The 20492-nt window shown below is 27.3% G+C and carries 27 protein-coding genes; 5 read left to right on the top strand and 22 right to left on the bottom strand.

Features of this window, described 5'->3' with window-relative positions:
• Nucleotides 1–256 precede the first annotated feature (256 nt).
• The 4 genes from BFL38_RS05180 (at nucleotide 257) to BFL38_RS05165 (ending at nucleotide 6123) form a co-directional block, all read left to right on the top strand.
• Nucleotides 257–2236 (top strand): DUF4954 family protein, encoded by a 1980-nt coding sequence (locus BFL38_RS05180; RefSeq protein WP_069726048.1) that lies wholly within the window; start codon nucleotides 257–259, stop codon nucleotides 2234–2236.
• 28 nt (nucleotides 2237–2264) lie between these two features.
• Nucleotides 2265–3134: a 50S ribosomal protein L11 methyltransferase gene (locus tag BFL38_RS05175; RefSeq protein ID WP_069726047.1), complete on the top strand. Its 870-nt coding sequence runs from the start codon at nucleotides 2265–2267 to the stop codon at nucleotides 3132–3134.
• A 31-nt stretch (nucleotides 3135–3165) separates the two neighbouring features.
• Nucleotides 3166–4464 (top strand): glutamate-5-semialdehyde dehydrogenase, encoded by a 1299-nt coding sequence (locus BFL38_RS05170; protein ID WP_069726046.1) that lies wholly within the window; start codon nucleotides 3166–3168, stop codon nucleotides 4462–4464.
• A gap of 588 nt (nucleotides 4465–5052) precedes the next feature.
• Nucleotides 5053–6123, top strand: a complete 1071-nt coding sequence (locus tag BFL38_RS05165; RefSeq protein WP_069726045.1) for a tyrosine-type recombinase/integrase — start codon at nucleotides 5053–5055, stop codon at nucleotides 6121–6123.
• 98 nt (nucleotides 6124–6221) lie between these two features.
• On the opposite strand, the gene BFL38_RS05160 is transcribed toward BFL38_RS05165, so the two are convergent.
• The 6 genes from BFL38_RS05160 to BFL38_RS15135 form a co-directional block, all read right to left on the bottom strand.
• Nucleotides 6222–6455 (bottom strand): hypothetical protein, encoded by a 234-nt coding sequence (locus BFL38_RS05160; RefSeq protein ID WP_069726044.1) that lies wholly within the window; start codon nucleotides 6453–6455, stop codon nucleotides 6222–6224.
• A complete protein-coding gene (locus tag BFL38_RS05155; RefSeq protein ID WP_069726043.1) occupies nucleotides 6448–6831 on the bottom strand; it encodes a hypothetical protein in 384 nt (127 codons plus the stop codon). The genes BFL38_RS05160 and BFL38_RS05155 overlap by 8 nt, the downstream gene beginning before the upstream one ends.
• A 362-nt stretch (nucleotides 6832–7193) precedes the next feature.
• Nucleotides 7194–7577, bottom strand: coding sequence for a hypothetical protein (locus tag BFL38_RS05150; protein ID WP_083249382.1), 384 nt, complete (start codon nucleotides 7575–7577; stop codon nucleotides 7194–7196).
• Nucleotides 7568–7753 carry a hypothetical protein gene (locus tag BFL38_RS05145; protein WP_069726042.1) on the bottom strand — a complete coding sequence of 62 codons (186 nt, stop codon included), beginning with the start codon at nucleotides 7751–7753 and terminating at the stop codon, nucleotides 7568–7570. Before BFL38_RS05145 ends, BFL38_RS05150 begins: the two co-directional genes overlap by 10 nt.
• 87 nt (nucleotides 7754–7840) lie before the next feature.
• The gene (locus tag BFL38_RS05140) at nucleotides 7841–8191 is read right to left on the bottom strand and encodes a hypothetical protein (protein ID WP_069726041.1); all 351 of its coding nucleotides are present in this window, start codon (nucleotides 8189–8191) and stop codon (nucleotides 7841–7843) included.
• Entirely contained in the window at nucleotides 8181–8354 is a 174-nt protein-coding gene (locus BFL38_RS15135) for a hypothetical protein (RefSeq protein ID WP_176720548.1), read from the bottom strand. Before BFL38_RS15135 ends, BFL38_RS05140 begins: the two co-directional genes overlap by 11 nt.
• A 53-nt stretch (nucleotides 8355–8407) precedes the next feature.
• Here BFL38_RS15135 and BFL38_RS14900 point away from each other — a divergent pair, with 53 nt between their 5' ends.
• Nucleotides 8408–8629 (top strand): hypothetical protein, encoded by a 222-nt coding sequence (locus BFL38_RS14900; RefSeq protein ID WP_142950326.1) that lies wholly within the window; start codon nucleotides 8408–8410, stop codon nucleotides 8627–8629.
• Here the strand turns inward: BFL38_RS14900 and BFL38_RS05130 are convergent.
• The 16 genes from BFL38_RS05130 to BFL38_RS05065 all read right to left on the bottom strand — a co-directional run bounded on the left by BFL38_RS05130 (nucleotide 8570) and on the right by BFL38_RS05065 (nucleotide 20352).
• A complete protein-coding gene (locus BFL38_RS05130; RefSeq protein ID WP_008725485.1) occupies nucleotides 8570–8842 on the bottom strand; it encodes a BMC domain-containing protein in 273 nt (90 codons plus the stop codon). The two genes, BFL38_RS14900 and BFL38_RS05130, sit on opposite strands and share 60 nt — an antisense overlap.
• Nucleotides 8843–8864: 22 nt before the next feature.
• Nucleotides 8865–9113 carry a BMC domain-containing protein gene (locus tag BFL38_RS05125; RefSeq protein WP_069726040.1) on the bottom strand — a complete coding sequence of 83 codons (249 nt, stop codon included), beginning with the start codon at nucleotides 9111–9113 and terminating at the stop codon, nucleotides 8865–8867.
• Between the two features lie 201 nt (nucleotides 9114–9314).
• Nucleotides 9315–9563, bottom strand: a complete 249-nt coding sequence (locus BFL38_RS05120) for a hypothetical protein (RefSeq protein WP_069726039.1) — start codon at nucleotides 9561–9563, stop codon at nucleotides 9315–9317.
• Between the two features lie 9 nt (nucleotides 9564–9572).
• Nucleotides 9573–9716, bottom strand: coding sequence for a hypothetical protein (locus tag BFL38_RS15130; RefSeq protein WP_176720547.1), 144 nt, complete (start codon nucleotides 9714–9716; stop codon nucleotides 9573–9575).
• A 296-nt stretch (nucleotides 9717–10012) separates the two neighbouring features.
• On the bottom strand, nucleotides 10013–11446 hold the full coding sequence (locus BFL38_RS05115) for a hypothetical protein (protein WP_069726038.1): 1434 nt from the start codon (nucleotides 11444–11446) through the stop codon (nucleotides 10013–10015).
• Between the two features lie 22 nt (nucleotides 11447–11468).
• Nucleotides 11469–12338, bottom strand: coding sequence for a gp58-like family protein (locus BFL38_RS15430; protein WP_256097202.1), 870 nt, complete (start codon nucleotides 12336–12338; stop codon nucleotides 11469–11471).
• 15 nt (nucleotides 12339–12353) lie between these two features.
• Complete coding sequence (locus BFL38_RS15425) at nucleotides 12354–12488, bottom strand: hypothetical protein (protein ID WP_256097201.1); 135 nt, start codon at nucleotides 12486–12488, stop codon at nucleotides 12354–12356.
• A gap of 42 nt (nucleotides 12489–12530) precedes the next feature.
• A complete protein-coding gene (locus tag BFL38_RS05105; RefSeq protein WP_069726037.1) occupies nucleotides 12531–12998 on the bottom strand; it encodes a DUF2313 domain-containing protein in 468 nt (155 codons plus the stop codon).
• Entirely contained in the window at nucleotides 12991–14100 is a 1110-nt protein-coding gene (locus tag BFL38_RS05100; RefSeq protein WP_069726036.1) for a baseplate J/gp47 family protein, read from the bottom strand. Before BFL38_RS05100 ends, BFL38_RS05105 begins: the two co-directional genes overlap by 8 nt.
• On the bottom strand, nucleotides 14097–14501 hold the full coding sequence (locus BFL38_RS05095; protein WP_069726035.1) for a phage GP46 family protein: 405 nt from the start codon (nucleotides 14499–14501) through the stop codon (nucleotides 14097–14099). The genes BFL38_RS05100 and BFL38_RS05095 overlap by 4 nt, the downstream gene beginning before the upstream one ends.
• A gap of 91 nt (nucleotides 14502–14592) precedes the next feature.
• The gene (locus BFL38_RS15125; protein ID WP_069726034.1) at nucleotides 14593–15141 is read right to left on the bottom strand and encodes a hypothetical protein; all 549 of its coding nucleotides are present in this window, start codon (nucleotides 15139–15141) and stop codon (nucleotides 14593–14595) included.
• A 19-nt stretch (nucleotides 15142–15160) separates the two neighbouring features.
• Nucleotides 15161–16192 (bottom strand): hypothetical protein, encoded by a 1032-nt coding sequence (locus tag BFL38_RS05085; RefSeq protein ID WP_142950325.1) that lies wholly within the window; start codon nucleotides 16190–16192, stop codon nucleotides 15161–15163.
• The gene (locus BFL38_RS05080; RefSeq protein ID WP_069726032.1) at nucleotides 16185–16994 is read right to left on the bottom strand and encodes a hypothetical protein; all 810 of its coding nucleotides are present in this window, start codon (nucleotides 16992–16994) and stop codon (nucleotides 16185–16187) included. The genes BFL38_RS05085 and BFL38_RS05080 overlap by 8 nt, the downstream gene beginning before the upstream one ends.
• 11 nt (nucleotides 16995–17005) lie before the next feature.
• A complete protein-coding gene (locus BFL38_RS05075; protein ID WP_069726031.1) occupies nucleotides 17006–17647 on the bottom strand; it encodes a hypothetical protein in 642 nt (213 codons plus the stop codon).
• 11 nt (nucleotides 17648–17658) lie between these two features.
• Nucleotides 17659–19683 (bottom strand): tape measure protein, encoded by a 2025-nt coding sequence (locus BFL38_RS05070; protein WP_069726030.1) that lies wholly within the window; start codon nucleotides 19681–19683, stop codon nucleotides 17659–17661.
• Between the two features lie 201 nt (nucleotides 19684–19884).
• The gene (locus BFL38_RS05065) at nucleotides 19885–20352 is read right to left on the bottom strand and encodes a hypothetical protein (protein WP_069726029.1); all 468 of its coding nucleotides are present in this window, start codon (nucleotides 20350–20352) and stop codon (nucleotides 19885–19887) included.
• Between the last annotated feature and the right edge of the window lie 140 nt (nucleotides 20353–20492).

The raw sequence follows: 20492 nt of genomic DNA, 5'->3' as shown, positions 1-20492 counted from the left end.
CTTTATATAAGTATATTATAATATAATAATATACTTATATAACAATAAAGTCAATATATGATATTAATTTTTTTTAAATTTAGTAAATATAAAAATAAGCAGCCAATAAAAAGTAATAGAAAATTATTTATTTTTAATATATAATCTTTAATATTTTTCATTTTTTAACGAATTTTATTTTTTACAAAAATTTTACAAAAAACAATAAAGTTAACATAATGATTAATAAATAATAAAAATAGGAAAACTTTTAATTATGTATATTTTCAAAAAACAAGACAAAGATTTTAGAAATCTTACAAATGAAGAAATAAACTTTCTTAAATCTCAGGGCTGTTCTTCTCAGTCTTGGGATAAAATACTCATCAAAAATGTAGATTTAAGCAGAATAAAAGATGTTCAGTTTCATGGAAGAGTAAAAATTAACTCTCTTAATGGAAATGTAAGATATTATAAAAAATTGAGTGTGCCTGCTTCTATTAATAGAGCCACTTTAATAGATGTATTTATAAACGGAAATGTGTATATAAATAATATAGGAAGATTTATAGCAAATTATAAAATAGAAAATGGCGTCATAATAGAAAATGCAGGTTCTATATATATGGAAGGAAAAAGCAGTTTCGGAAATGGAGTTGAAACCTCTCCGATTATGGAAGGCGATGGAAGAAGTGTAAAAATATTTAATAGACTTAATTCTCATATAGCATATTTAGTTGCAATATACAGACATGAAAAATTAATGCGTGAAAAAATTAATAATATGATAGATGAATATGCCAAACAAAAAACAAGAAAATTCGGAAAAATAAAAAAACATGCCAAAATAATAAATGCAAGACTAATAAAAAATTCTTTAATAGATCCATACACCACTGTAGAAAATGCAGATGAAATCAGCAATACAACAGTTATAAGCACAAAAGAATGTCCTTCATATATAGGAACTTCTGTTATATTAAAAGACTCTATCGTTCTTAAAGGTGCAGATATCACAGACAGCACAGTAATAAAAAAGGCTTTTATAGGAGAGGGAGTAAGACTTGCAAGGCAGTTTTCCTGCGAGGACTCTCTTCTTTTTGCTAACTGCGAAGGTGAGCATGGAGAGATGTTCTCTATATTTGCAGGTCCTTATACTGTTACCCATCATAAAGCAACACTTTTAATAGCAAGTCATTTTTCATTTTTTAATGCAGGAAGCGGTACTAATCAAAGCAATCACATGTACAAATTAGGACCTTATCATCATGGTTTTATGGAGAGAGGATGCAAAACAGGAAGCAACTCTTATATTTTATGGCCTTCTCATATAGGGGCTTTTTCAACTGTTATAGGGGCACATTATGATAATGTTGATACTTCAGATTTTCCTTTTTCATATATAACTGAACATGGATATCATCAAACAAGACTTATACCTGCTTTAAATTTATTCGGAGTTGGTCTTTCAAGAGATGAAAATAAATGGAGAGACAGAGACAGAAGAAAAGGCGATAAAAAAGATTTAATAATATTTGATGTATTTAGTCCTTACACTGTATCTAAAATGATTAAATCTGAAGCTATATTAGAAAAAATAAAAAAAGAAAAAAATAATAATGGAGATTTTTTAACATATAAAAATATGATTATAAAAATATCTTCTTTGGATAAATACTCAAAAAGATACACCATAGCAATAGATTTATACTTACATAACAAAATACTTTCATATATAAAAGATTCTAAAAATATAGATGAGATAGTATCGAATTTAGAATATAATAAAAATAATGTATTTGAGAAGTGGTCTGACATTGGAGGGCTTATATGTGCTAAGGATAGAGTTGATAATATAATAAAAAATTTAGAAAATAACAAAATAAATGACATTAAAACATTAATTGAAGAGTTTGAAAAATTATACAATATATATTATGAAGATGAAAAATCTTGGGTAATTAATATAATTAAATTAAGATATAACATAGAAAGTATTAACAAAGAAACTATAAAAAAATTATTAGATGAGCATAAAATATTATTAGAAGAAGCGTATAATATATTTTATAAAGATGTTGAAAAAGAGTATGATACAGCAAAAATGGTAAGTTCTGGTATTGATGATAAAACTGTTATGGAAAAAGATTTTGAGGCTGTAAGAGGCACAGTTAATGACAATACTTTTGTAATAAAATATAAAAAAGATATGGAAAATAAGATTGAATCTATTAACAATATTATTAATATATTGTAATATATAGAAAATCATTATTGGAGTCATTATGTTAATATATTCATTATCAATAAAAACAGAAAGAGGATTTGAAGATATAATTGAAGCTGTTATAGAAAGCGGTAAATTAAATATATTGGGTTTTAATACAGAGTTTCCTATAAAAGAAGAAAATATTTCAATAGTCAATATATATAATGAAAATGAGGATATATTAAAAAATAATTTAAACACAATAGAAGAAAATATTAAAGGTATAGCAGAATACACTTACAATATAGAAAAATTAAAATCTGAAGAATATTTAACTTCATATATGGACTTTCTCAAACCTTTTAATATAGGAGATATTACTATAGTACCAAATTTAAAAGATTTTTATAGCGGAGAATGTGAAAATCCGCTTTATATAGCAAAGCAGTATGCATTCGGTTCAGGAACTCATGAAACCACATCGCTTGCACTTGAAATGATTTATGAATATGCTGATAATAACGATATAGCTTCAAAGAGTATTGCTGATATAGGATGCGGAAGCGGTATATTATCATTATTCGCTTATAAATTAGGAGCAAGAAATATTACCTCTATAGATATTGATAATGATGCTGTTCATTGCACTCTTGATAATGCAGATTACAACAGTATAAAACTTGATAATGTAATACTTGGAAATGCAAGGGATTTAATTAATTTGAATTTTAAATTTGATTTGGTAATAGCTAATATTGAAACTGATATTTTAATAGATATTCTTGCGGATTTAAAAGAATTATTAAAATCAAGTTCTGCATTAATATTATCAGGAATTTTACTAGAAAAAGAATCATATATGATTAATGCCGTAAGAGCAAACAAGCTAAATATTATCATGAGAAAAAGGAAAAATGATTGGGTATCTTTAATGCTTAATCAGTAATTAGATTATAAACATATTTAAGGAGAATAATATGCAATTAACAGATTTAGTAAAAAATGCCAAAGAGGCTGCATATAAATTACAATCTCTAAATACTGATATAAAAAATAAAGCATTGCTTGAAATAGCAAACAAAATAGAAGAAAATAAGGATAAAATATTTGAAGCCAATAAAAAGGACTTAGAATACGCTCAAAAACTTCTTGATGAAAATAAAATTTCTAAATCAATGTTTAACAGATTAAAACTAGATGAAAATAAATTAATAGATGTTATTTCCGGTATAAGAGATGTTGTAAAACTTGAGGACCCTATTAATAAAGTATTATTAGAAACTGAACTTGATGACAATTTAATATTAAAAAAAATATCATGTCCTATTGGTTTAATTGCTGTAATATTCGAGGCTCGTCCTGATGTTATATCACAAATATCTTCTTTATGCATCAAATCATCTAATGCTGTTATCTTAAAAGGGGGTTCTGAGGGTGAAAATACTAATAAAGCTATATTTAATATAATAGAAGAAACTCTAAACAATATAAATGAATTTCCAAAGAACTCTGTTAATTTAGTATTCACAAGAGAGGATATAAAAGAATTATTATCAATGGACAAATATATTGATCTTATAATACCAAGAGGAGGCAACAGTTTAGTACAGTATATAAAGTCAAATACCAACATACCTGTATTAGGGCATGCTGATGGTATATGTCATTTATATATAGATGAATCTGCTAATCAGGAAAAGGCATTAAAAATATGTTTAGATTCAAAGGCTCAGTATCCAAGTGCCTGCAATGCCGTTGAAACTATACTCATCAACAAAAACATTGCTTCAGAGTATTTACCAAAACTTTATAACTTATTCAAAGAAAATGAAATAAAGATGAATGGTGATGAAGAACTAAAAAAAATATTGAATACTCAAGACATAGGAGAAGTAAAAGAATGGCATTTGGAATACGGAGATAAAGAAGTATCTTTAAAAATAGTAAAAGACACAGAAGAAGCATACAATCATATTAACAAATACGGCTCTCATCATACAGACTCAATCATATCAGAAGATAAAAACAATATAGAAAAGTTTATGACTTATGTTGATTCTGCTAATGTGTACTGTAATGCTTCAACTAGATTTTCTGACGGATTTAGATACGGTTTTGGTGCGGAAGTAGGAATATCTACAAACAAAACGCATGCAAGAGGTCCTGTAGGTTTGGAAGGTTTAACCATATACAAATACAAAATTTTTGGAAATTATCAAATTGTAGATGATTATGTTACTCATAAATCTAGCTTCAAGCATAAGAGAATAAAATAAAATATAAAAAACAAGCTGGTATCTTTAAAGTTGTCAGCTTATTTTTACTATTTTTCAAATATCTTGATGATATTATATAAAATTTTTGTAATTTACTGCCGTATTTAGAATACATACTAAAATTAGTTCAAGTGCTAGTCTCAGCAATTATAAATAAAATTAGTTTTGAAACAAATCATATATTGATTATTTTTGTTTAAAAAACAAGTCATATTTTTAAAAAAAGACAAAAGAAAACCGCCATCGGAGAATATGGTACTGTCAGATACATATAATTGATGGCGGATATTAGCTTGATTAAAAGATTGTAATAATTCCATTCTTTATATTCTCCTTTTTAAATTACCTGACATTTATATTATAGTACATAATATAATAATTGTCAATTATTTTATATAAAAAATGATAAAAAATAAAAAAGTATTAAAGTTTTTAAAAAAAGTGCTTTTAAAGTTGACTTTACTATTATAAATATATACTGTATTTATAAATAATAAATAAGAATATCTAAAGTTTATAAAGCTATAGCCGAGATTCACAGTATATAGCTTTATAGACTAGACCATAAAAGAATTATGGAGCTATATTATGACAATAAATATCTTTGAAGAAGATAGAAATGAAGATTATTTAATATTCAATGAAAGATTATTAAAAGAGTTTCAGAATTACTGTAAAGGTAAAATCACAAAATCAACTCTTGACGGATATTCTTATGTATTAAAGATATTTTTCTCATATTTAGGAGAAAATGAAGTATCAAAATTAAGAAAGAAACATATAGTGAAAATATTTAGTTATATATCTGAAGAAAGAAGCGAAAATATGACTAGAAAAGTCAAAAATGCGGTAAAAAAATATTTTAGGTTTTTGAATGATGCTTATGAAGCTAATCTTGATGAAAGTATATTAAGTGTAGAACTTCCAAAATTAGTTATAAAAGAACAAAAGAGCATTTCTTATAATGAAACATTAGACATCATAGAGAAAATATCACAGAATAAAAAGCATAGTTTTACTAATTTGAGAAATATAACTATATTAGTTTTATTAGCAACTACAGGAATGAGAAGAAAAGAAGCTGTAAATCTAAAATTAGAAAATATAGATTTTGAAAATAGAAGAATACATTTAAATATCACTAAAGGCGAAAAGAAAAGAAGAATAGTACCATTATTTGAAGTAGCTGAAAAATATTTAAAGTTGTATTTATCTGAAAGAAGTAAAAAAGCATTAAAAGATGAAAATAATTTATTTATTAATAGAAATGGTACAGCTATATCAACAGAAACAGTAGGTCATATAGCAAGCAAAATATGTAAAAAATACGGCTTTAATTTTTCACTTCATAGTTTCAGAAGAGGATATGCAACAGATTTAAATAAAAATAAAGTACCTATTACAAACATAGCCAAAGTATTAGGACATGATAATGTATCTACAACTTATAAGCATTATATTATAGTAGATGATGAAACTATGGAGAAAGTATCATATAATCACCCAGCCTTTAGTGATAAGAGTAATCATTTTAACACTATAGCAAAGGTATACGAGGAAAAATTGGAAGAGGATAAAAAAACAAAAGAAAATAAAAACTGTGTACATTTTAATGATATATTAAAAATGTTTAGAAGAATAGAAATAAAAGAAAATTGATATAAACTTTTTTATTAATTTGGAATCAATTATATAAAAAATGGTACTCTGAGAAAGAGTACCGATTGTTTAACTAAGCTATCTAATTAGTATATCTTTTATTTTGTAATTGTCAATTTATTAATATTAGTCTGAATAGAATACCAAGCCTCCCACTCATTTAGTTTTATGAGAGTTTTTTGATACTCTTTGAATAAGTCCTTTTGAGTTTTAATCTGCCATTCAGTTATCTTATATGCTTCAGGCGGAGTGGAAAGAGGAACTGTAACATATTTAGTAGTACAGCTTATAAAGAATATAATCAAAAATAATAGAAGCAGTATTTTATTCATCTATAAACTCTAATAATTCATTTTGACAATCTTTACATAATTTGTTAGAATAACACATAAAATCTACATAGTGAATACCACAGTGTCTACAACGCATTTTTAATTGACTTTTTAATTTATCAGCTTTTTTTCTATAATTCCAATACTGACTTTTTATTCTTTTTATTTTCTTATTGCTTTTGTGTTTAAGATATATTAAATCTTTATGATATTTTTCTTTTAATTCTTTACGAGAAAATGCCTCATTGCTGTTACAAAGATTATCAGTAATATATGATAAGTATATTATTTTATCATAAATTATATGTATTTTATAATATGTTATTCGGCTTGGTATAACTTTTTGATCAATACTTATTTCTTTATTTTTTTTCATTCTACAATTTCCAAAAAATATTTTATTCTTTTTTTACTGATAAAACATCTTAAAGGTATATAAAATATTTGAAATATTAAAAAAATAGAATACAGTTTCTAATAAATTAAGAGGAGTATCTTCTTTTAATAATTTAATATATTTGAGAATATACCTATAAAGATTTTTATAACTAATTAATATTAATTTAAGCATTATTTAGTTTCCTTCAGCTTTTTATATTTTCTAGCTTTTTTCTTAATTTTTGTTATTTGTTTTTTAGTTAAATAATTTTGTTTCATCTCTAATCCTATTCATACACACTCCAAAAAATAATAAAATTATTATCATTGATTTTTTTAGATAAAAACAACAAAACTTTTTTATCTCGGCGGAGAGCGTGCGTTATTGTAGTCTTTAATTATTTTATCTAATGTCATAATCTCATTAGAATTATATTTTTTATCTTCAGTAAGTTTTTCTATTGCCTCACTGCTGTTTGTGTATATCTCTTTTATATATTGACTATTAGACTGAAAGGCAATGTTTTTTTGAATGACCATATTCGACAATTCAAGTTTTGTAGTGTAGAGTTTGTTCTCTAAATCTTTTATCTTTTTGTCTTTGCTTTTTAATTGAAAAATAGTAAAGACTATAATTGCTATAACAATACTTACAGCTAAAAATATATAGAAATATTTAGACTTCAAAAAATCTAACAACTTATTTTTAATAAAGTTTAATATAAAAGCTATAGCTACTGACATAACCCCTCTTTTAATGTTTCTATTTCTTTTTCATTTATATTTTTATCTGCTTGATTTTTTGTATAATGATCATAAATCATATCATAACGATTATGATTTTGATTTCTTTTTTCTAATATACTATTAATTTCTTTTTGGGTTTCTTCTGTTAGTTCTTCATCATTTAATATATTCATAACAGCTTTATCAGAAAGAGCCTCCTCATCATTTATATCTAATGCTTCTTTAAGATGAGAAAAGAAATCATTTTCAGCTTTTTCTTTTTATTTTAATCTTTTATAATCTATAAGCCAATCAGCTAACTCTCTATATTCTTCAGATTTTAAATTATCATAGTTCTTTAATAGCTCATATTTTTTCTTGTAAAAAGTTATAGCTTCATCAAGAGTTTTTATCATTTTTTTGTCCTTAATTTTATTTAATATTTCTTCATCAAGTCCTTCAATTACAGCATCTATTTCAGACTGAGTAATAACTTCTTTTTTACTTTCTTTTGAATGATCATAATAATCAACTAAATAAGTAAAAACACTGTCTAAAAAATCTAACTCTTTCTCATCAGTAATACTTTCTTTCTTATTATAAATAAAAAGCATACATTCTCTAATTGTCATTTGATTCCTTTTTTTCTTCTTTTACGCCTTTTAATATCTTTAAAAAACCTCTCAAATCAGAGCCGAAACTAACAGCATTAAGCCCAAGCAAAATTATCACAACAGCAATAGCCTCTTCTTTGAATATTAATTGATTCTGATAATATATTAGAAGAAGAAACATCAGGAAACGAAGTTGCTGAAGAGCCTAAAAAAAATATTGAATCACAATCATCTTTGGAAGAATCAGAAAGTACAGAAAAAGAATTAATTGATGAAGGTTTATCTGCTTTAGAAGAATTAGAAAACATAGAAGAATCTATTGATGAAGAAGAAGCTGCTCCCTCCGAAGAAGAATCTGAATTAGAGATGAAAGAGTATACAGATGAGGAGCTTCTTTTATTTTATAATACTTTCAACTTCTTCATGAGGTCTTGGTATTACATGAACGCTTATTAATTCTCCTACTTTAGCCGCTGCTGCTGCTCCGGCATCTGTTGCTGCCTTTACTGCTCCTACATCACCCCTTACCATAATTGTTACTAAACCTCCGCCTACTAATGTTTTTCCTACTAAATTAACATTAGCTGCTTTTACCATAGCATCGGCTGCCTCTATTGCTGATACCAAACCTTTAGTTTCTATCATACCTAAAGCCATAGAACTTGCCATATTGTTTACCTCCAATAATTATTTATTTTATAATACTTTCAACTTCTTCATGAGGTCTTGGTATTACATGAACACTTATTAATTCTCCTACTTTAGCCGCTGCTGCTGCTCCGGCATCTGTTGCTGCCTTTACTGCTCCTACATCGCCTCTTACCATAACAGTTACTAGTCCGCCTCCGATTAATGTTTTTCCTACTAAATTAACATTAGCTGCTTTTACCATAGCATCGGCTGCCTCTATTGCTGATACCAAACCTTTAGTTTCTATCATACCTAAATAAATTAGAATTTTTAGTACCCGCCCAAGTTTTTATTAGGTTGAGAATGTTATTTAACGCACGGTTAATTTATTGTTTTTCATTAAAAAAATATGAATGTTAATTTATTAATATTTATTATTTTACTCCTCGTGCTGTGAATATGCACTACATTTAAAAAAATCTTGGGTGGGCAGTTAAAACAACAGATAAAACTAAAAGAACTGCATCTTCATATTATTTATATTTCTATTTAAAAATAAACGTGTAAGCTCCATTACTTGCTTATCAGTTTTATTTTTATAAAGAGTTTGTCTTTTTTCATTTATAATAATGTTATATTCCTCAGTAGTTATTAAACCGTCCTTTAATTTCATTTCCGGAGTTTTTTCTGTATAAGTTATACCGTCTTTTTCTAAATAAAAATGTTCTATAGATTTTCCGTTTATTTCTTTTAGTATCATTACTCTCTCCTATTGATAATAGTATTCTATTATTAATTCTATATAGTTGTATTGATTGACTAATTCAGGATTGATGGCATAACCTACCCCCATGATACCATTTTCGTTCCATACAGTCCTTATGTATGCTTTATTATATCCTGAATCTGACATATTAGTATTATGCCAAGCAGAATTAGAATTAGCTATATATCTTATATTAGCTCTAGCATCTAGAACATGACAATTAGTTGGATATATAAAATTAACTTGATGATATGTTTGATCCTGTATAAATTCATTTTCTTTTAAAAATATTTTTCTATAAACTTGTTTTCTTACACCATTAACTATAGCTATTTTATTAGTGAGAGTTTCTGCCCCGCTGTAATCATAAATATCAGGTATTTTGTCATTAACTATAGTTTCTATAGCCTGCTGTACATTAGTAACTTCACTATAAATAGGGTCTAATGCGGCGTTTTTATCCGGTGTATTATTATAAATTGCATTATTGTACTTTGATAAGTCTGAGCTGAAAGATTTAATCTATAACTGCCGTCAGACTGTTTTGTTATAGTTGTTGGTATATTGCCTTCACCAGTTATTAAAACTAAATTAATAGTATTTGGAATAGTTTTTTTGTATTTAGGAAAATCATAACCTGCTAACTGCTCTAACTGTGTGTTGGTATTATCAAACCCTATATTTTCAGCTTCACCTCCGCCTAATGATTTTATAATTGTACTTTCACCTTGTTTTTCTATTACTATATTCTCGCCTGCGGTGAGCTTATTCTGTTTTAATTCAGATAAACTGTCTATAGCATTTTGAACATTAACCGCATCGCCTTTAGTAAAATCAATATTTGAGTTTTTATCAGGTGTAATATCTATAGTAAAAAAATCATTTGCCTGTATCTGACTGCTGTCAGTATACTTTATACTAATGATATAATTTGAAGAAGATTTTTTTAAAGTCCATATTATATTTTTACTGCTGCTTGAAGTTATACCGCTTCTATGCTCAATATCAAAATCAATATAATTTTCTAATATACTATTAGTAAAAAATATTGTCTCTTCACTTCGTACACCAGCATATGTATTAGTAATGCCTTTAATTTTAGTATTTCCATTTTCATTTACTATTTTTAATACGATATTATCATTTATTCCATACTGCCAAGCTATAATATTTTCATCAGGTTTTAATAATACTCTGTTTTTTATATTAAGTGTTACGCTATATGTATTTTCAGGAAGTTCTCCATTATCTTTTCTTTTTATACCTAAGATACCATTTAGAAATGCAAATTGCCAGCCATTATTTATACCATTAACTATTATTTCATTTTCTAAAGCATCTGTCCAATTTATATTTTCAATATCATTTCCATAATCTATATTAAAAAACTGACCTATAAAAGATAATATTTCATAATTATCTTTACCATCTATAGTTAATGATATAGGCAAAACATTTTGATTTGAAGTTACAGATACATTTCCTTTAAGAAAATAATTATCATCTTCTTTTTCTATTTTGCCCATAACAGAGCTTTCAGTAAGAGATATATATGTTAAATCATCAATAGCAGATTTAAATGTTGGAAAGTCATAATTTTTCTGTTCTAAGGAGCTTATACTATTATCATAACTAACATTAGAAGCTGAAGAAGATACACCGCTTCCGCCTAAGTTTTTAACTACTTTTAATATCTGATCATTTTCATTTTTATTAGGAGTCATTCCTCCAGCTTTAATGAGATTATTTATTTCTGTACCTAAGCTATTCATATCTTCAGCCATAAGAACAGTTCCATGTATTCCGTTTTCTTCATCATCATTAAGCCATTCGCCGTTTAATCCAGTATTAAGCCTATTTTTATCAAGTAAATTCATTAATAGCTCCTATTTATTTTCTTTATTTCTTTCTTACCAAAAAATATAAATACGCTGTCATAGTTTCATTCGATACATTTTTCATAGCCAAAATAGGCTTTGTATTAAGAATTGGAAACCATCTAATATTAGAAAGTCCAGCCTGCCAATTTGCAAAAGTAGTTTGAAAATCGCCTCCGTAATAATATTTTCCAGCCCAGCCTATAAAAGGAGCTAAATCATTTATACTTTGAAAAAGTCCGAATGAACCTGAAGCTAAATAATTTTTTCCTCCTATATATCCTCCAACCTGCAAATATTCTAAATCGCTTCTCCAAGTTAATGCCCAAGATTGTGTACCTGAACCTGACTTTGTAATTGTTTCTTTTATTATAAAAGATGATGTTTCATCTATAATCATATTAATATTCCTTATTTGATTTTCAACATTACTTATTGCATTTTTTCTGTTAGTTATTTCCTGAGTGATTTTTGAATTAGCTGTATTTATAAGACTTTGCAAATTACTGTCTGCATTTTTTCTATCTGTTATTTCCTGACTAATTTTTAAATTAGAAGTATTTATCTGATTTTGTAAATTGCTGTCTGCTTCTTTTCTTTCTTTTATCTCTTCAGTAATTTTACTGCTTTCTATACTTATTTTGTTATCTAAATAATTTTTTAATTCATTATCTGCATTAGTATATAAATTTCTTATAGCAGTATAAATCTGTGTTAAATCTTTATTGCTTGGTATCAAACCGCCTTCTTTTATTAAAGCATTAGTTTCATAAATAAGCTGATTAAAAACTTTAGGTTTTATTAAAGTACCTGTTATTCCGTTTCTATCATCTTTATCTATAAATGTTCCGTCCCCTGCTGAACCAGATACTGTAGGATCATTTAATTTCATATAAATAATACTCCTTTATACTTCATTATTTGCTTCTTCTTTTTTGATGTTTCCTGTTCTTCCTTTACCACATACCATAAGACCAACAATAGATGTCTTTTTATTATCAAAAATAGGAAGTTCTTTTTGAGGATTATTACATACACTCACTCCGCATATAGCATTATTACATTCAGAATACTGTCCATAATCCTACTTTACATCTATAAAATAAACGATTACTATATAAGCAGGAAATATTTTTTCTACAAAGTCTATTAAATCATCCTGCTCTATTTTAGTATAAAGCTCTCCGTCAAGAGTTACTTTAGTTTTTATATCATTAAAACTAATATCTATATCAGGGTACATTTTAGCAAGTATATTCTCTAAATAATAAATACTGCTTCCGCCAACCGCATTAGCATAAATATATATTAGATTTTTATTAGCTTTTTGATCACCTGTATTTTTAAGTCCGTATTGTTTAAGCCATTCTTCTATTGTATCATAAGCCGTATAAGGTATACTCTCCTTAGAAATATCATTAATATATTCTTTTAATTTTGACACCTCATTAGCTAGTATATTTATAACTTTTTGTATTTTAATACCAAACTGCCATAATCTGCCCACAGGCAGCAAAGACATAAATAGTTTGTAGAAAAAGTCTTTATACATAAGTTACAGTTCCTAATTTAGCAAGCTCTCCGATTTTTAATATATAAGGCACAGATATGCTTGGCTCATCTACTATACTCACACTATCTATATCCAAAGTTTTAATATCATTAAGCAAAGCTGTAGATATTAAAGTTGCTTTATCTATTAAATTATCCACATCATTATCATTAGTATACTGTTTAGGCTTTTTAGTTTTCAAAAAATTATCCCAAGCACTTTCAAGTCTAGTTTTTGAAGCCTCATTTAAAGGCGATAAGTTTCTCACTGTTACATCAATAATTAATTCTCTAGGTGCTTCCACCCTTACTAAACAAGGCGGACATCTTACATCATCAGAAACATAATCCAATACTTCTTTTAATTTCTTTTCATCTGGTATTCTGCTTCCTGTACTTTCATCAGCAATAGGATATACAGTAACCACTCTGTCATCTTGAGTAGCTCTTAAAATCATAGCCCCTGATATTTCAGCTACTTCAGTTGTCCAAAGTATAAAGTCTGGCACAGCACCGCCTTGAGGTCTTGTTCTTTCAAACACTTGTATTCTGTTTCTTAAAGTTTCTATAGCTTCTTCATCTTCTCCTTCTTTTATAATTTCCGATACAACAGCATTAGAATCAATATTAGATATAGGGCTTATAAATGTAAGACTTTCACCTACTGGAAGTATAGTATCATTTCCTATTATAGTAGAAACTATTTCTGCTTTTCCTTCGCCTGCTATATCTAATTTAGTTTTGCTTTTAGTAAGATATATATAATCATCATGCATAAGCTGTGAGTTCTCTGGTATTTCAGCAAAAGCATCGCCTGTAACTTTTACAGAAAGTACTGTGTTTTCTCCTTTTTTTCTATATATACCATACTGCTGACCTCTAAGCTCAAGACTTTCTTCATCGGCTGTAGAAGTAAATATTTGTCTTTTTATGTATCTAGCAAATTCATAACAGCTTCTTAATACAGCAGCAAAAGCAGTAGCTAAAACATACCATACACTTCTTTCAAGCATAATACTTTCAGCTTTATCTGAATAAATTTTAGTTTTAATATCAGATAAAATATTATCTCTTATCTCTTTAATAGTAGGTATTTGATTCATACTGCATATTTCCAATAAATATTTTTTTCTGTGCCGTCAGGCTCTGTAATCGTTATATTTGTGTCATATCTTTTATTTTCTTTTTTACCATCTCCAATTATCTGTACATTAACATTTACATCTTTTGCCTTATTTTCATTTACAAGATATTGAAGCGATGACTGTATTTCATCTTCTAATTTTTTTCTTCCTATTATAGATACTTCTTTTATTGCCTCTATATCGCTTCCTATTTTATCATCTTCATCAGCCAAACAGTTTCCGAACCACTCCTTATTAGAAAATAAAGTTACCATTAATGACATATTAAGAGTAGGGTCTAATTCTATTGAGGAATTTCCGCTTAATACTATATCCGAGCCGTCTTCGGTAATTTTAAGAACAATATCTCCAAAATCCATATAGTCATTATACAGTCTTCTTATTTTTTAATAAGTGAATCATTTTTGATTTATGAGAATTAATATTATAAAAATATTTTGTTATATTTGATTATCCATGTAAAACTTTGTCATTTTCTATATTATTAAAATTTCCTATAGTTTTACCTTCTAATGCCGCATTTAATGCCTGCTGAAATACAGAAGCACTTCCGTTTCCTGCTTCATTTACTGGAATAGAGCATACTTGTAATATTATCTGTAATATTTGATTATTTTTTTCTAACTCTTTTTTTAATTCTTCTATCTTTATAAGTCCGCCTTCAGCATCACCGTTTAATTTGATTTTTTCTCCTTCAAGCTCTATAGTTCCGTCTTTTAATAATTTTATTTTTGCTTTTATATTTCCGCTGTCATCAGAAGAATAAATACAAGCCTCTCCCTCTTTAAGTCCTTCATCAATCAAATCTTCAAAAGCGAGTATTACTTTATAATTTGTATTAATATTTGTAATAAATGCTCTTTTATCTTTAATAGGAACAGAAGTAAAGCCCGAAGGCTGTAAAACCTGTGCCTCAATAACTTCTTTACCTATAGTTTCAGTTTTTACAAATGGTCTTTTTTTTATTCTATCTAATATTGATTTTATTGAAGCAAACATATTATTATCCTATTATTTTTTAACCTACATTAAAAGTATTATAAGGTGTAAGTTTAAACATAGAATAAAAACCTATTTCATTAGAATAATAGAGTTTTAATGTTTCTATTATAAACTTTGTACTATCTTCTATTAATTTTTTTGATATTCTCAAAGAGATAATATCCCCTGTGTCTATTAATGAATTATTTTTATCAAGCCAGCTTTTATAGTGTATATATATCTGATTAGAAGCCATAATATCATAAGCTCTGTCTCTGCTTGCTATATTTCTAAGCTCATCAATAGTTTTTCCTATGGAGTATCTTGAATCTATTATATTAAGCCTACTCATTTCACTATCGCTTATAGTAAACTCAATATTTGTACTCTCTTCATTTTGTCCGTATCTTGTATATTTAGCTTTTCTTAAATTGCCTCTGTAATTTATTTTAGCATCATAAATATTATTATAATCATAATCTAAATTGAGTACTTCATTTGCCTCTGTGAGTTTTTCAATATTTTTTCCAAAAACTAAATTACCTTCAAAATCACAGCTTAAAAGAGGAACATATCCTTTAATAGAAGTTCTTGATATTTGATTTTGTATTTGATAAGCAAAACTTTCATTATGATTAAAATAAATAGTATTAAGTTTATCAGTATCTCCTAAAGGAAGTTTTACTTTTATATTATATTCGCCTGATATAGTATTTAAGATATTTCCTATAGTTGTATCTTTATAAATATAATTTTTAATATTAGTAAACTTATGACAAAATACTGAAGTTAAAGCCCTGCCTTGAAGAATATAAGTATTTTCATTAATAACAGTCTGCCAATTTTCTATAACACCTAAAAATACAGTTTTATTATTATATTCAAGCGATACACTTTGAAACTTAAAAGGCTTATAAATATCTTCATAGTCTTCTCCGTAAGGAAGCTCTATAATAATATTTGATGTAATTGCTTTTATATCAAAGTTTACTTCAATAGATTTGAAATATTCTATAGTTTTATTTGCTATGATTAATACTAATTTATTTTGTAATGCCATATTAGTCAATATAATAATTTATGCTTCTTCCCTTTCTAAGCATAAAAATCTCTTCGCCTTTTATATTATTATCGCTTATAAACATATCAAGTGTTTCTTCTTCTATATTTCCATATACTTCAGAGCATACATCAATATAGTTTCTGTCTTTATTTAGTGTCAATGTTCTTTTTGTAGGAAGATCATTAATATTTTCTATTAAATAAGTCCTAGTCATATCAAACATTTTCACTAATTCTTTTTTAGCTTCTATATTAATAGTATACTCTTCGCCCTGAAGATATTTCTCTTCATAAGTTCCTGCTATTGTACCTTCTATTGTTTCAAAACTTGCTAATACTTTTTTCTCTGTTTCTAATAATAATTTTTCTGTATAAAGAGATTCGCTTTTATCTCTAAAATCTCCGCTTGTTACAGACACACACATATCCATAGCAGCAAAACTAAGCATCATCTCTTTTAATACTTTTTGTGAATATGTATATGCATTATTATTTATTATAGTATCTATAAGAGAAACATATCCTAAGACTTTATTTGTTATATTAACAGCTAATTCAGCAGGTCTTTTTAATACTCTATTTATAGACATCATTGCTAAAAGAGGGTTTGTTACATAATCATTCAAAGTCTGACTAATTTCTGTCTGTATTTCAAGAAAAATATCATCAGCTACTCTTGCCGCATTCATAACACTTTCAAGAGCCGAAGTAAAAGCATTCATATCTTTTTTTAATATATTAGCCTGCATATTGGTATTAGCAGAACAAAGCCCGCCTCCTTTCCCTCCGCAATAAGGACAAACAGCCATAAAAAACTCCTTTATTTATTTTGTTCAGAAGGCAATTTAAATAATGTAGATTCTAAAAGTTTTTTTCTATCATATTCTTCTGTACCTTGTTTACAAATAGCATCAAGCATAGGACGAAGTACATTAAAAAACTGACCGCCTATACTACTTTTATTAACAGAACCAGATGGAGGTATTCCGTACCTGTCTACAAGTATAAAAGTTACGCTTACCTTAGACATTCCAACATCTTTTATTAAAGAAGTATTATCTTTAACGCTAACTGTACATACTTTTAATTTATTAGGGTATAATGGGTGCTGTAAATATGCAGGTTTTTTATCTGAAGCCTTCTGAGATACAAGCCCCATAAAGTATGATGCTTGTTCATAACAATTAGAATAATTTGTTTTTATATCAGCATTATAATTTTCCATTTTCTTTTTCAATATTTCAAGTGCTTCAGAACCTTTAGCCTGATAATCAAAAAACACAACATCTAATGTTATTTGTGTTGTATCTTTTCCTTCGTCTTGAGCATAAGTAACATTATTAACCGTACCGCTTTGTACTTTTCTTTTAAAAGTATTTGAAGTATTTTCTAATATTAAAGTCATTTCATTTTTGTCTGGGGCTATAAATTTACATTCTTTATAATCATTTAATATTGACATATTCACCGCCTTTAATAAGCACCATTAGGCAAAGGATTTATTTCTGTATAAAAAAATGTTTCAGTTTCAGCTGTTGTATCAGGATCTTTGGTTGTGATATTATTATTATTTTCTATATTGATACTTGTATTTTCTCCATTTACTTTAGCATTTTCTTTTATGTTCTCGCCTTTAGCTTTAGCATTATCATCAAGCATTTTCTGCATATTATCAGAAACACCTCTAAGTCCATTAAGAATTAAATTAGATTTTTCTGCTAAACTTCCAAGCCAATCAGGAGCAAAATTTCCAAGTAAATTATATATTGTATTTAATAACCAATTAGCACCGCCTAATATTAATATAAATACATTTAAAATAGCATCAGCTGCCATTTTTAATATGGATAATAATAAACTAAATAAATCCCCTTGAAAAAATGCCCTCAATATATTAGTAAAATCTTCTATTCTTCTTCCAAAAAATTCAAATATTCCGCCCATACTCTTTAATTTATCAGCTATTTTATAAAAGAATCCTGTAAAGCCGTCTGCTATTTTTCTAAACCATTCAAATCTTTTATATAACTGCCCAAATATTAAAGAAAGCCCTATAACAGCAGCAATGATAATTCCTATAATAGCTACAGTACCTAAAGCCGTTCCAGCTAATCCAGCGACAGCTGTTTTTATTGAAGTAAAAAATGCTGTAATTTGAGGAATTAGCAATTTAAGATTATATATTCCGTATTTAAAATAAAAAATCATATTAGAGAAAAAACTTTTAAATTTTATAAAAGTTCCTATTCCATTTTTTAGTATGGAAAACCAAAATAAAGTTAATGAAGCTAATTTTGTTAATACAAATAAGAAAGGAGCAACAAATACAAAAGCACCTGCTAAAAAACCTATTATATTTCTAAATGGTCTTAATACATTAAGTATTACAGTAAACACTTTAAAAGCTGCTTTCAAGCCGTTTATAAAAGAAACTAATATATCTACAAATACATAAAATAATGATGTGCCGTTTTTTAAGTTTTCCATTACCTGTGTAAGAAAAGTTAAATCAGGTTTTAATGCATCCAATACTTTTTTTAAAGCTGTCCATATATTAACTGTTGTTTCACTATCCCATATTACTTTTGTAACTTCATTAGTTTTTAAGCCTTTATTAGTTTTTCCATTTATATATTCTATTTTTGTGGGTGATAAATACCGTTCAATAATTTTTCTGGTATCTGTAAGCATAGGATTAATTACAGTCTTTAATGCTTCTTTAAAGAAAGGAGCAAATACTCCGCCGAATGCTCCGAAAACTCTGTCTAATTTTTCTAAAAACTGCTGAGTTTGTCCTTCTAAAGTATCATTAAGTTTATTCATAGCATCATAAAACTGTCCGCCTTGATCTGTAAGAATGCGTACTGCTTCTATAAGATTTTCAGCCCTTACATTTCCAGCCTGCATTTCTTTAGCTAACTGCTTTTTATCCATATTCATAGCTTTAGCCAAAGCACCGTACATATCTATTCCGCCTTTAAAAGTAAATCTGTCTAAATGCTCTCTAGTTACCCTGTCTTCTGCAATTATCCTGCCATATCCCATAACCAAACTTTCAAGTACATCGTCTTTACCCTTAGAGAAATCTCCAAGTCTTTTTAATGTGTCCATAATATCATCTTTCTGAACACCATAGCTTAAAAGTATATTAGCAGAGTTTACCAAAGGCTCGGCTGTAAGAGGTGAGTTTTCTGCCATATTTCTTATTTTCTCTATAAGTTCATCAGCTGCTTCTATATTGCCTTTAAGTGCTGTAGTCATATTTACACTAGCTGTTTCAAGACATTTATATGCATCTACCATTTTATTAATAGCTGCCGTCATACCAACAGCGGCTATAGTTCCTTTTACAAAAGCATCCTGCATATACCTATCTGCATAATATAACTGCTGCTGAAGTTTACTCATACCAGAAGTCATACGAGTCATAGGTCTTGTAAATCTGTCTATAAAAGACAATACTACTGCTACATTAAATACATTGCTTGACACCGCCATATTTGCTTAACCCTCTTTTAATATACTGCTTATTTTTTAGCCTTTTCCAATGCCTTCTTTTCTTCCTCTGCTATTATATTTGACATCTTAATATATCTTCTTAAATCCCTTAATGTAAGTTTATCAAGTTCATATAATTTAAGATGAAAAGTTTTAGCTATTAATGCTTTTGCTCTTTCTACATTATCCTTGATATTTACTTTATTCCTTACTGGGATTTTTTGTTTTATCCTTAGTTAAAAAAGCAGCTAAAAGCATAGCAACAGGAAAAGCAACTCTTAAATCGCCTGCTTTCATCTGTCTTATTAAAAGATGGTCTATCTGAGAAGAGCAGGCTTTAAGTATATCTATACTAGTTTCAAATACATTTACTCCTTCCTCTTTTAAAGATTTCATTTTAGTTAAATTATCCCCTGTAGGTTCAAAAAGTTTTAATTCTTCTTTTATGTTAGCTCCTATTTTACAAGGTGTTTTTAATTTAAATGTAAGTACATAATCATTATTTTCATCTTGTTCTATGATAAGCCTTTCTTTCATAATAAGTTCTATAATATTTTCTATAATTTCAGAAGAAGCATTATTCTCTTCCTCATATTCATAATCATATATATGCTCGTATAAAGGATTAAATATCTCCAAAGCATAATTTCTATCCATTTTATATTCCATAATTAACTCCTATTATTACTATGTTCGCCTACGCCTTTAAATAGCTAGCAACAAAGTTACTAGCTGGCTTCGGCTCACTATTAATTGTTACACCGAAAAAAATTGCTCGCTTTGCGTGGATATAGCTAATAAATTAGCTA

It is taken from the genome of Brachyspira hampsonii, from assembly GCF_001746205.1.
GTDB classification, from domain to species: domain Bacteria; phylum Spirochaetota; class Brachyspiria; order Brachyspirales; family Brachyspiraceae; genus Brachyspira; species Brachyspira hampsonii_B.
This window is presented reverse-complemented; position numbering and strand designations above follow the sequence as displayed.

Coding starts and splice junctions, on each gene's coding strand:
- BFL38_RS05075 (WP_069726031.1), bottom strand. CDS start 17,647: ATGTCAATATTAAATGATTATAAAGAATGTAAATTTATAGCCCCAGAC.
- BFL38_RS05160 (WP_069726044.1), bottom strand. CDS start 6,455: ATGAATAAAATACTGCTTCTATTATTTTTGATTATATTCTTTATAAGC.
- BFL38_RS05175 (WP_069726047.1), top strand. CDS start 2,265: ATGTTAATATATTCATTATCAATAAAAACAGAAAGAGGATTTGAAGAT.
- BFL38_RS05145 (WP_069726042.1), bottom strand. CDS start 7,753: ATGAATATATTAAATGATGAAGAACTAACAGAAGAAACCCAAAAAGAA.
- BFL38_RS05180 (WP_069726048.1), top strand. CDS start 257: ATGTATATTTTCAAAAAACAAGACAAAGATTTTAGAAATCTTACAAAT.
- BFL38_RS05165 (WP_069726045.1), top strand. CDS start 5,053: ATGACAATAAATATCTTTGAAGAAGATAGAAATGAAGATTATTTAATA.
- BFL38_RS15125 (WP_069726034.1), bottom strand. CDS start 15,141: ATGTTTGCTTCAATAAAATCAATATTAGATAGAATAAAAAAAAGACCA.
- BFL38_RS15135 (WP_176720548.1), bottom strand. CDS start 8,354: ATGTTTCTTCTTCTAATATATTATCAGAATCAATTAATATTCAAAGAA.
- BFL38_RS05155 (WP_069726043.1), bottom strand. CDS start 6,831: ATGAAAAAAAATAAAGAAATAAGTATTGATCAAAAAGTTATACCAAGC.
- BFL38_RS05150 (WP_083249382.1), bottom strand. CDS start 7,577: ATGTCAGTAGCTATAGCTTTTATATTAAACTTTATTAAAAATAAGTTG.
- BFL38_RS05120 (WP_069726039.1), bottom strand. CDS start 9,563: ATGATACTAAAAGAAATAAACGGAAAATCTATAGAACATTTTTATTTA.
- BFL38_RS05065 (WP_069726029.1), bottom strand. CDS start 20,352: ATGGAATATAAAATGGATAGAAATTATGCTTTGGAGATATTTAATCCT.
- BFL38_RS05125 (WP_069726040.1), bottom strand. CDS start 9,113: ATGATAGAAACTAAAGGTTTGGTATCAGCAATAGAGGCAGCCGATGCT.
- BFL38_RS05115 (WP_069726038.1), bottom strand. CDS start 11,446: ATGAATTTACTTGATAAAAATAGGCTTAATACTGGATTAAACGGCGAA.
- BFL38_RS05140 (WP_069726041.1), bottom strand. CDS start 8,191: ATGACAATTAGAGAATGTATGCTTTTTATTTATAATAAGAAAGAAAGT.
- BFL38_RS05130 (WP_008725485.1), bottom strand. CDS start 8,842: ATGGCAAGTTCTATGGCTTTAGGTATGATAGAAACTAAAGGTTTGGTA.
- BFL38_RS05100 (WP_069726036.1), bottom strand. CDS start 14,100: ATGAATCAAATACCTACTATTAAAGAGATAAGAGATAATATTTTATCT.
- BFL38_RS05080 (WP_069726032.1), bottom strand. CDS start 16,994: ATGGCTGTTTGTCCTTATTGCGGAGGGAAAGGAGGCGGGCTTTGTTCT.
- BFL38_RS05105 (WP_069726037.1), bottom strand. CDS start 12,998: ATGTATAAAGACTTTTTCTACAAACTATTTATGTCTTTGCTGCCTGTG.
- BFL38_RS05095 (WP_069726035.1), bottom strand. CDS start 14,501: ATGGATTTTGGAGATATTGTTCTTAAAATTACCGAAGACGGCTCGGAT.
- BFL38_RS05170 (WP_069726046.1), top strand. CDS start 3,166: ATGCAATTAACAGATTTAGTAAAAAATGCCAAAGAGGCTGCATATAAA.
- BFL38_RS05070 (WP_069726030.1), bottom strand. CDS start 19,683: ATGGCGGTGTCAAGCAATGTATTTAATGTAGCAGTAGTATTGTCTTTT.
- BFL38_RS15430 (WP_256097202.1), bottom strand. CDS start 12,338: ATGAAATTAAATGATCCTACAGTATCTGGTTCAGCAGGGGACGGAACA.
- BFL38_RS15130 (WP_176720547.1), bottom strand. CDS start 9,716: ATGTCAGATTCAGGATATAATAAAGCATACATAAGGACTGTATGGAAC.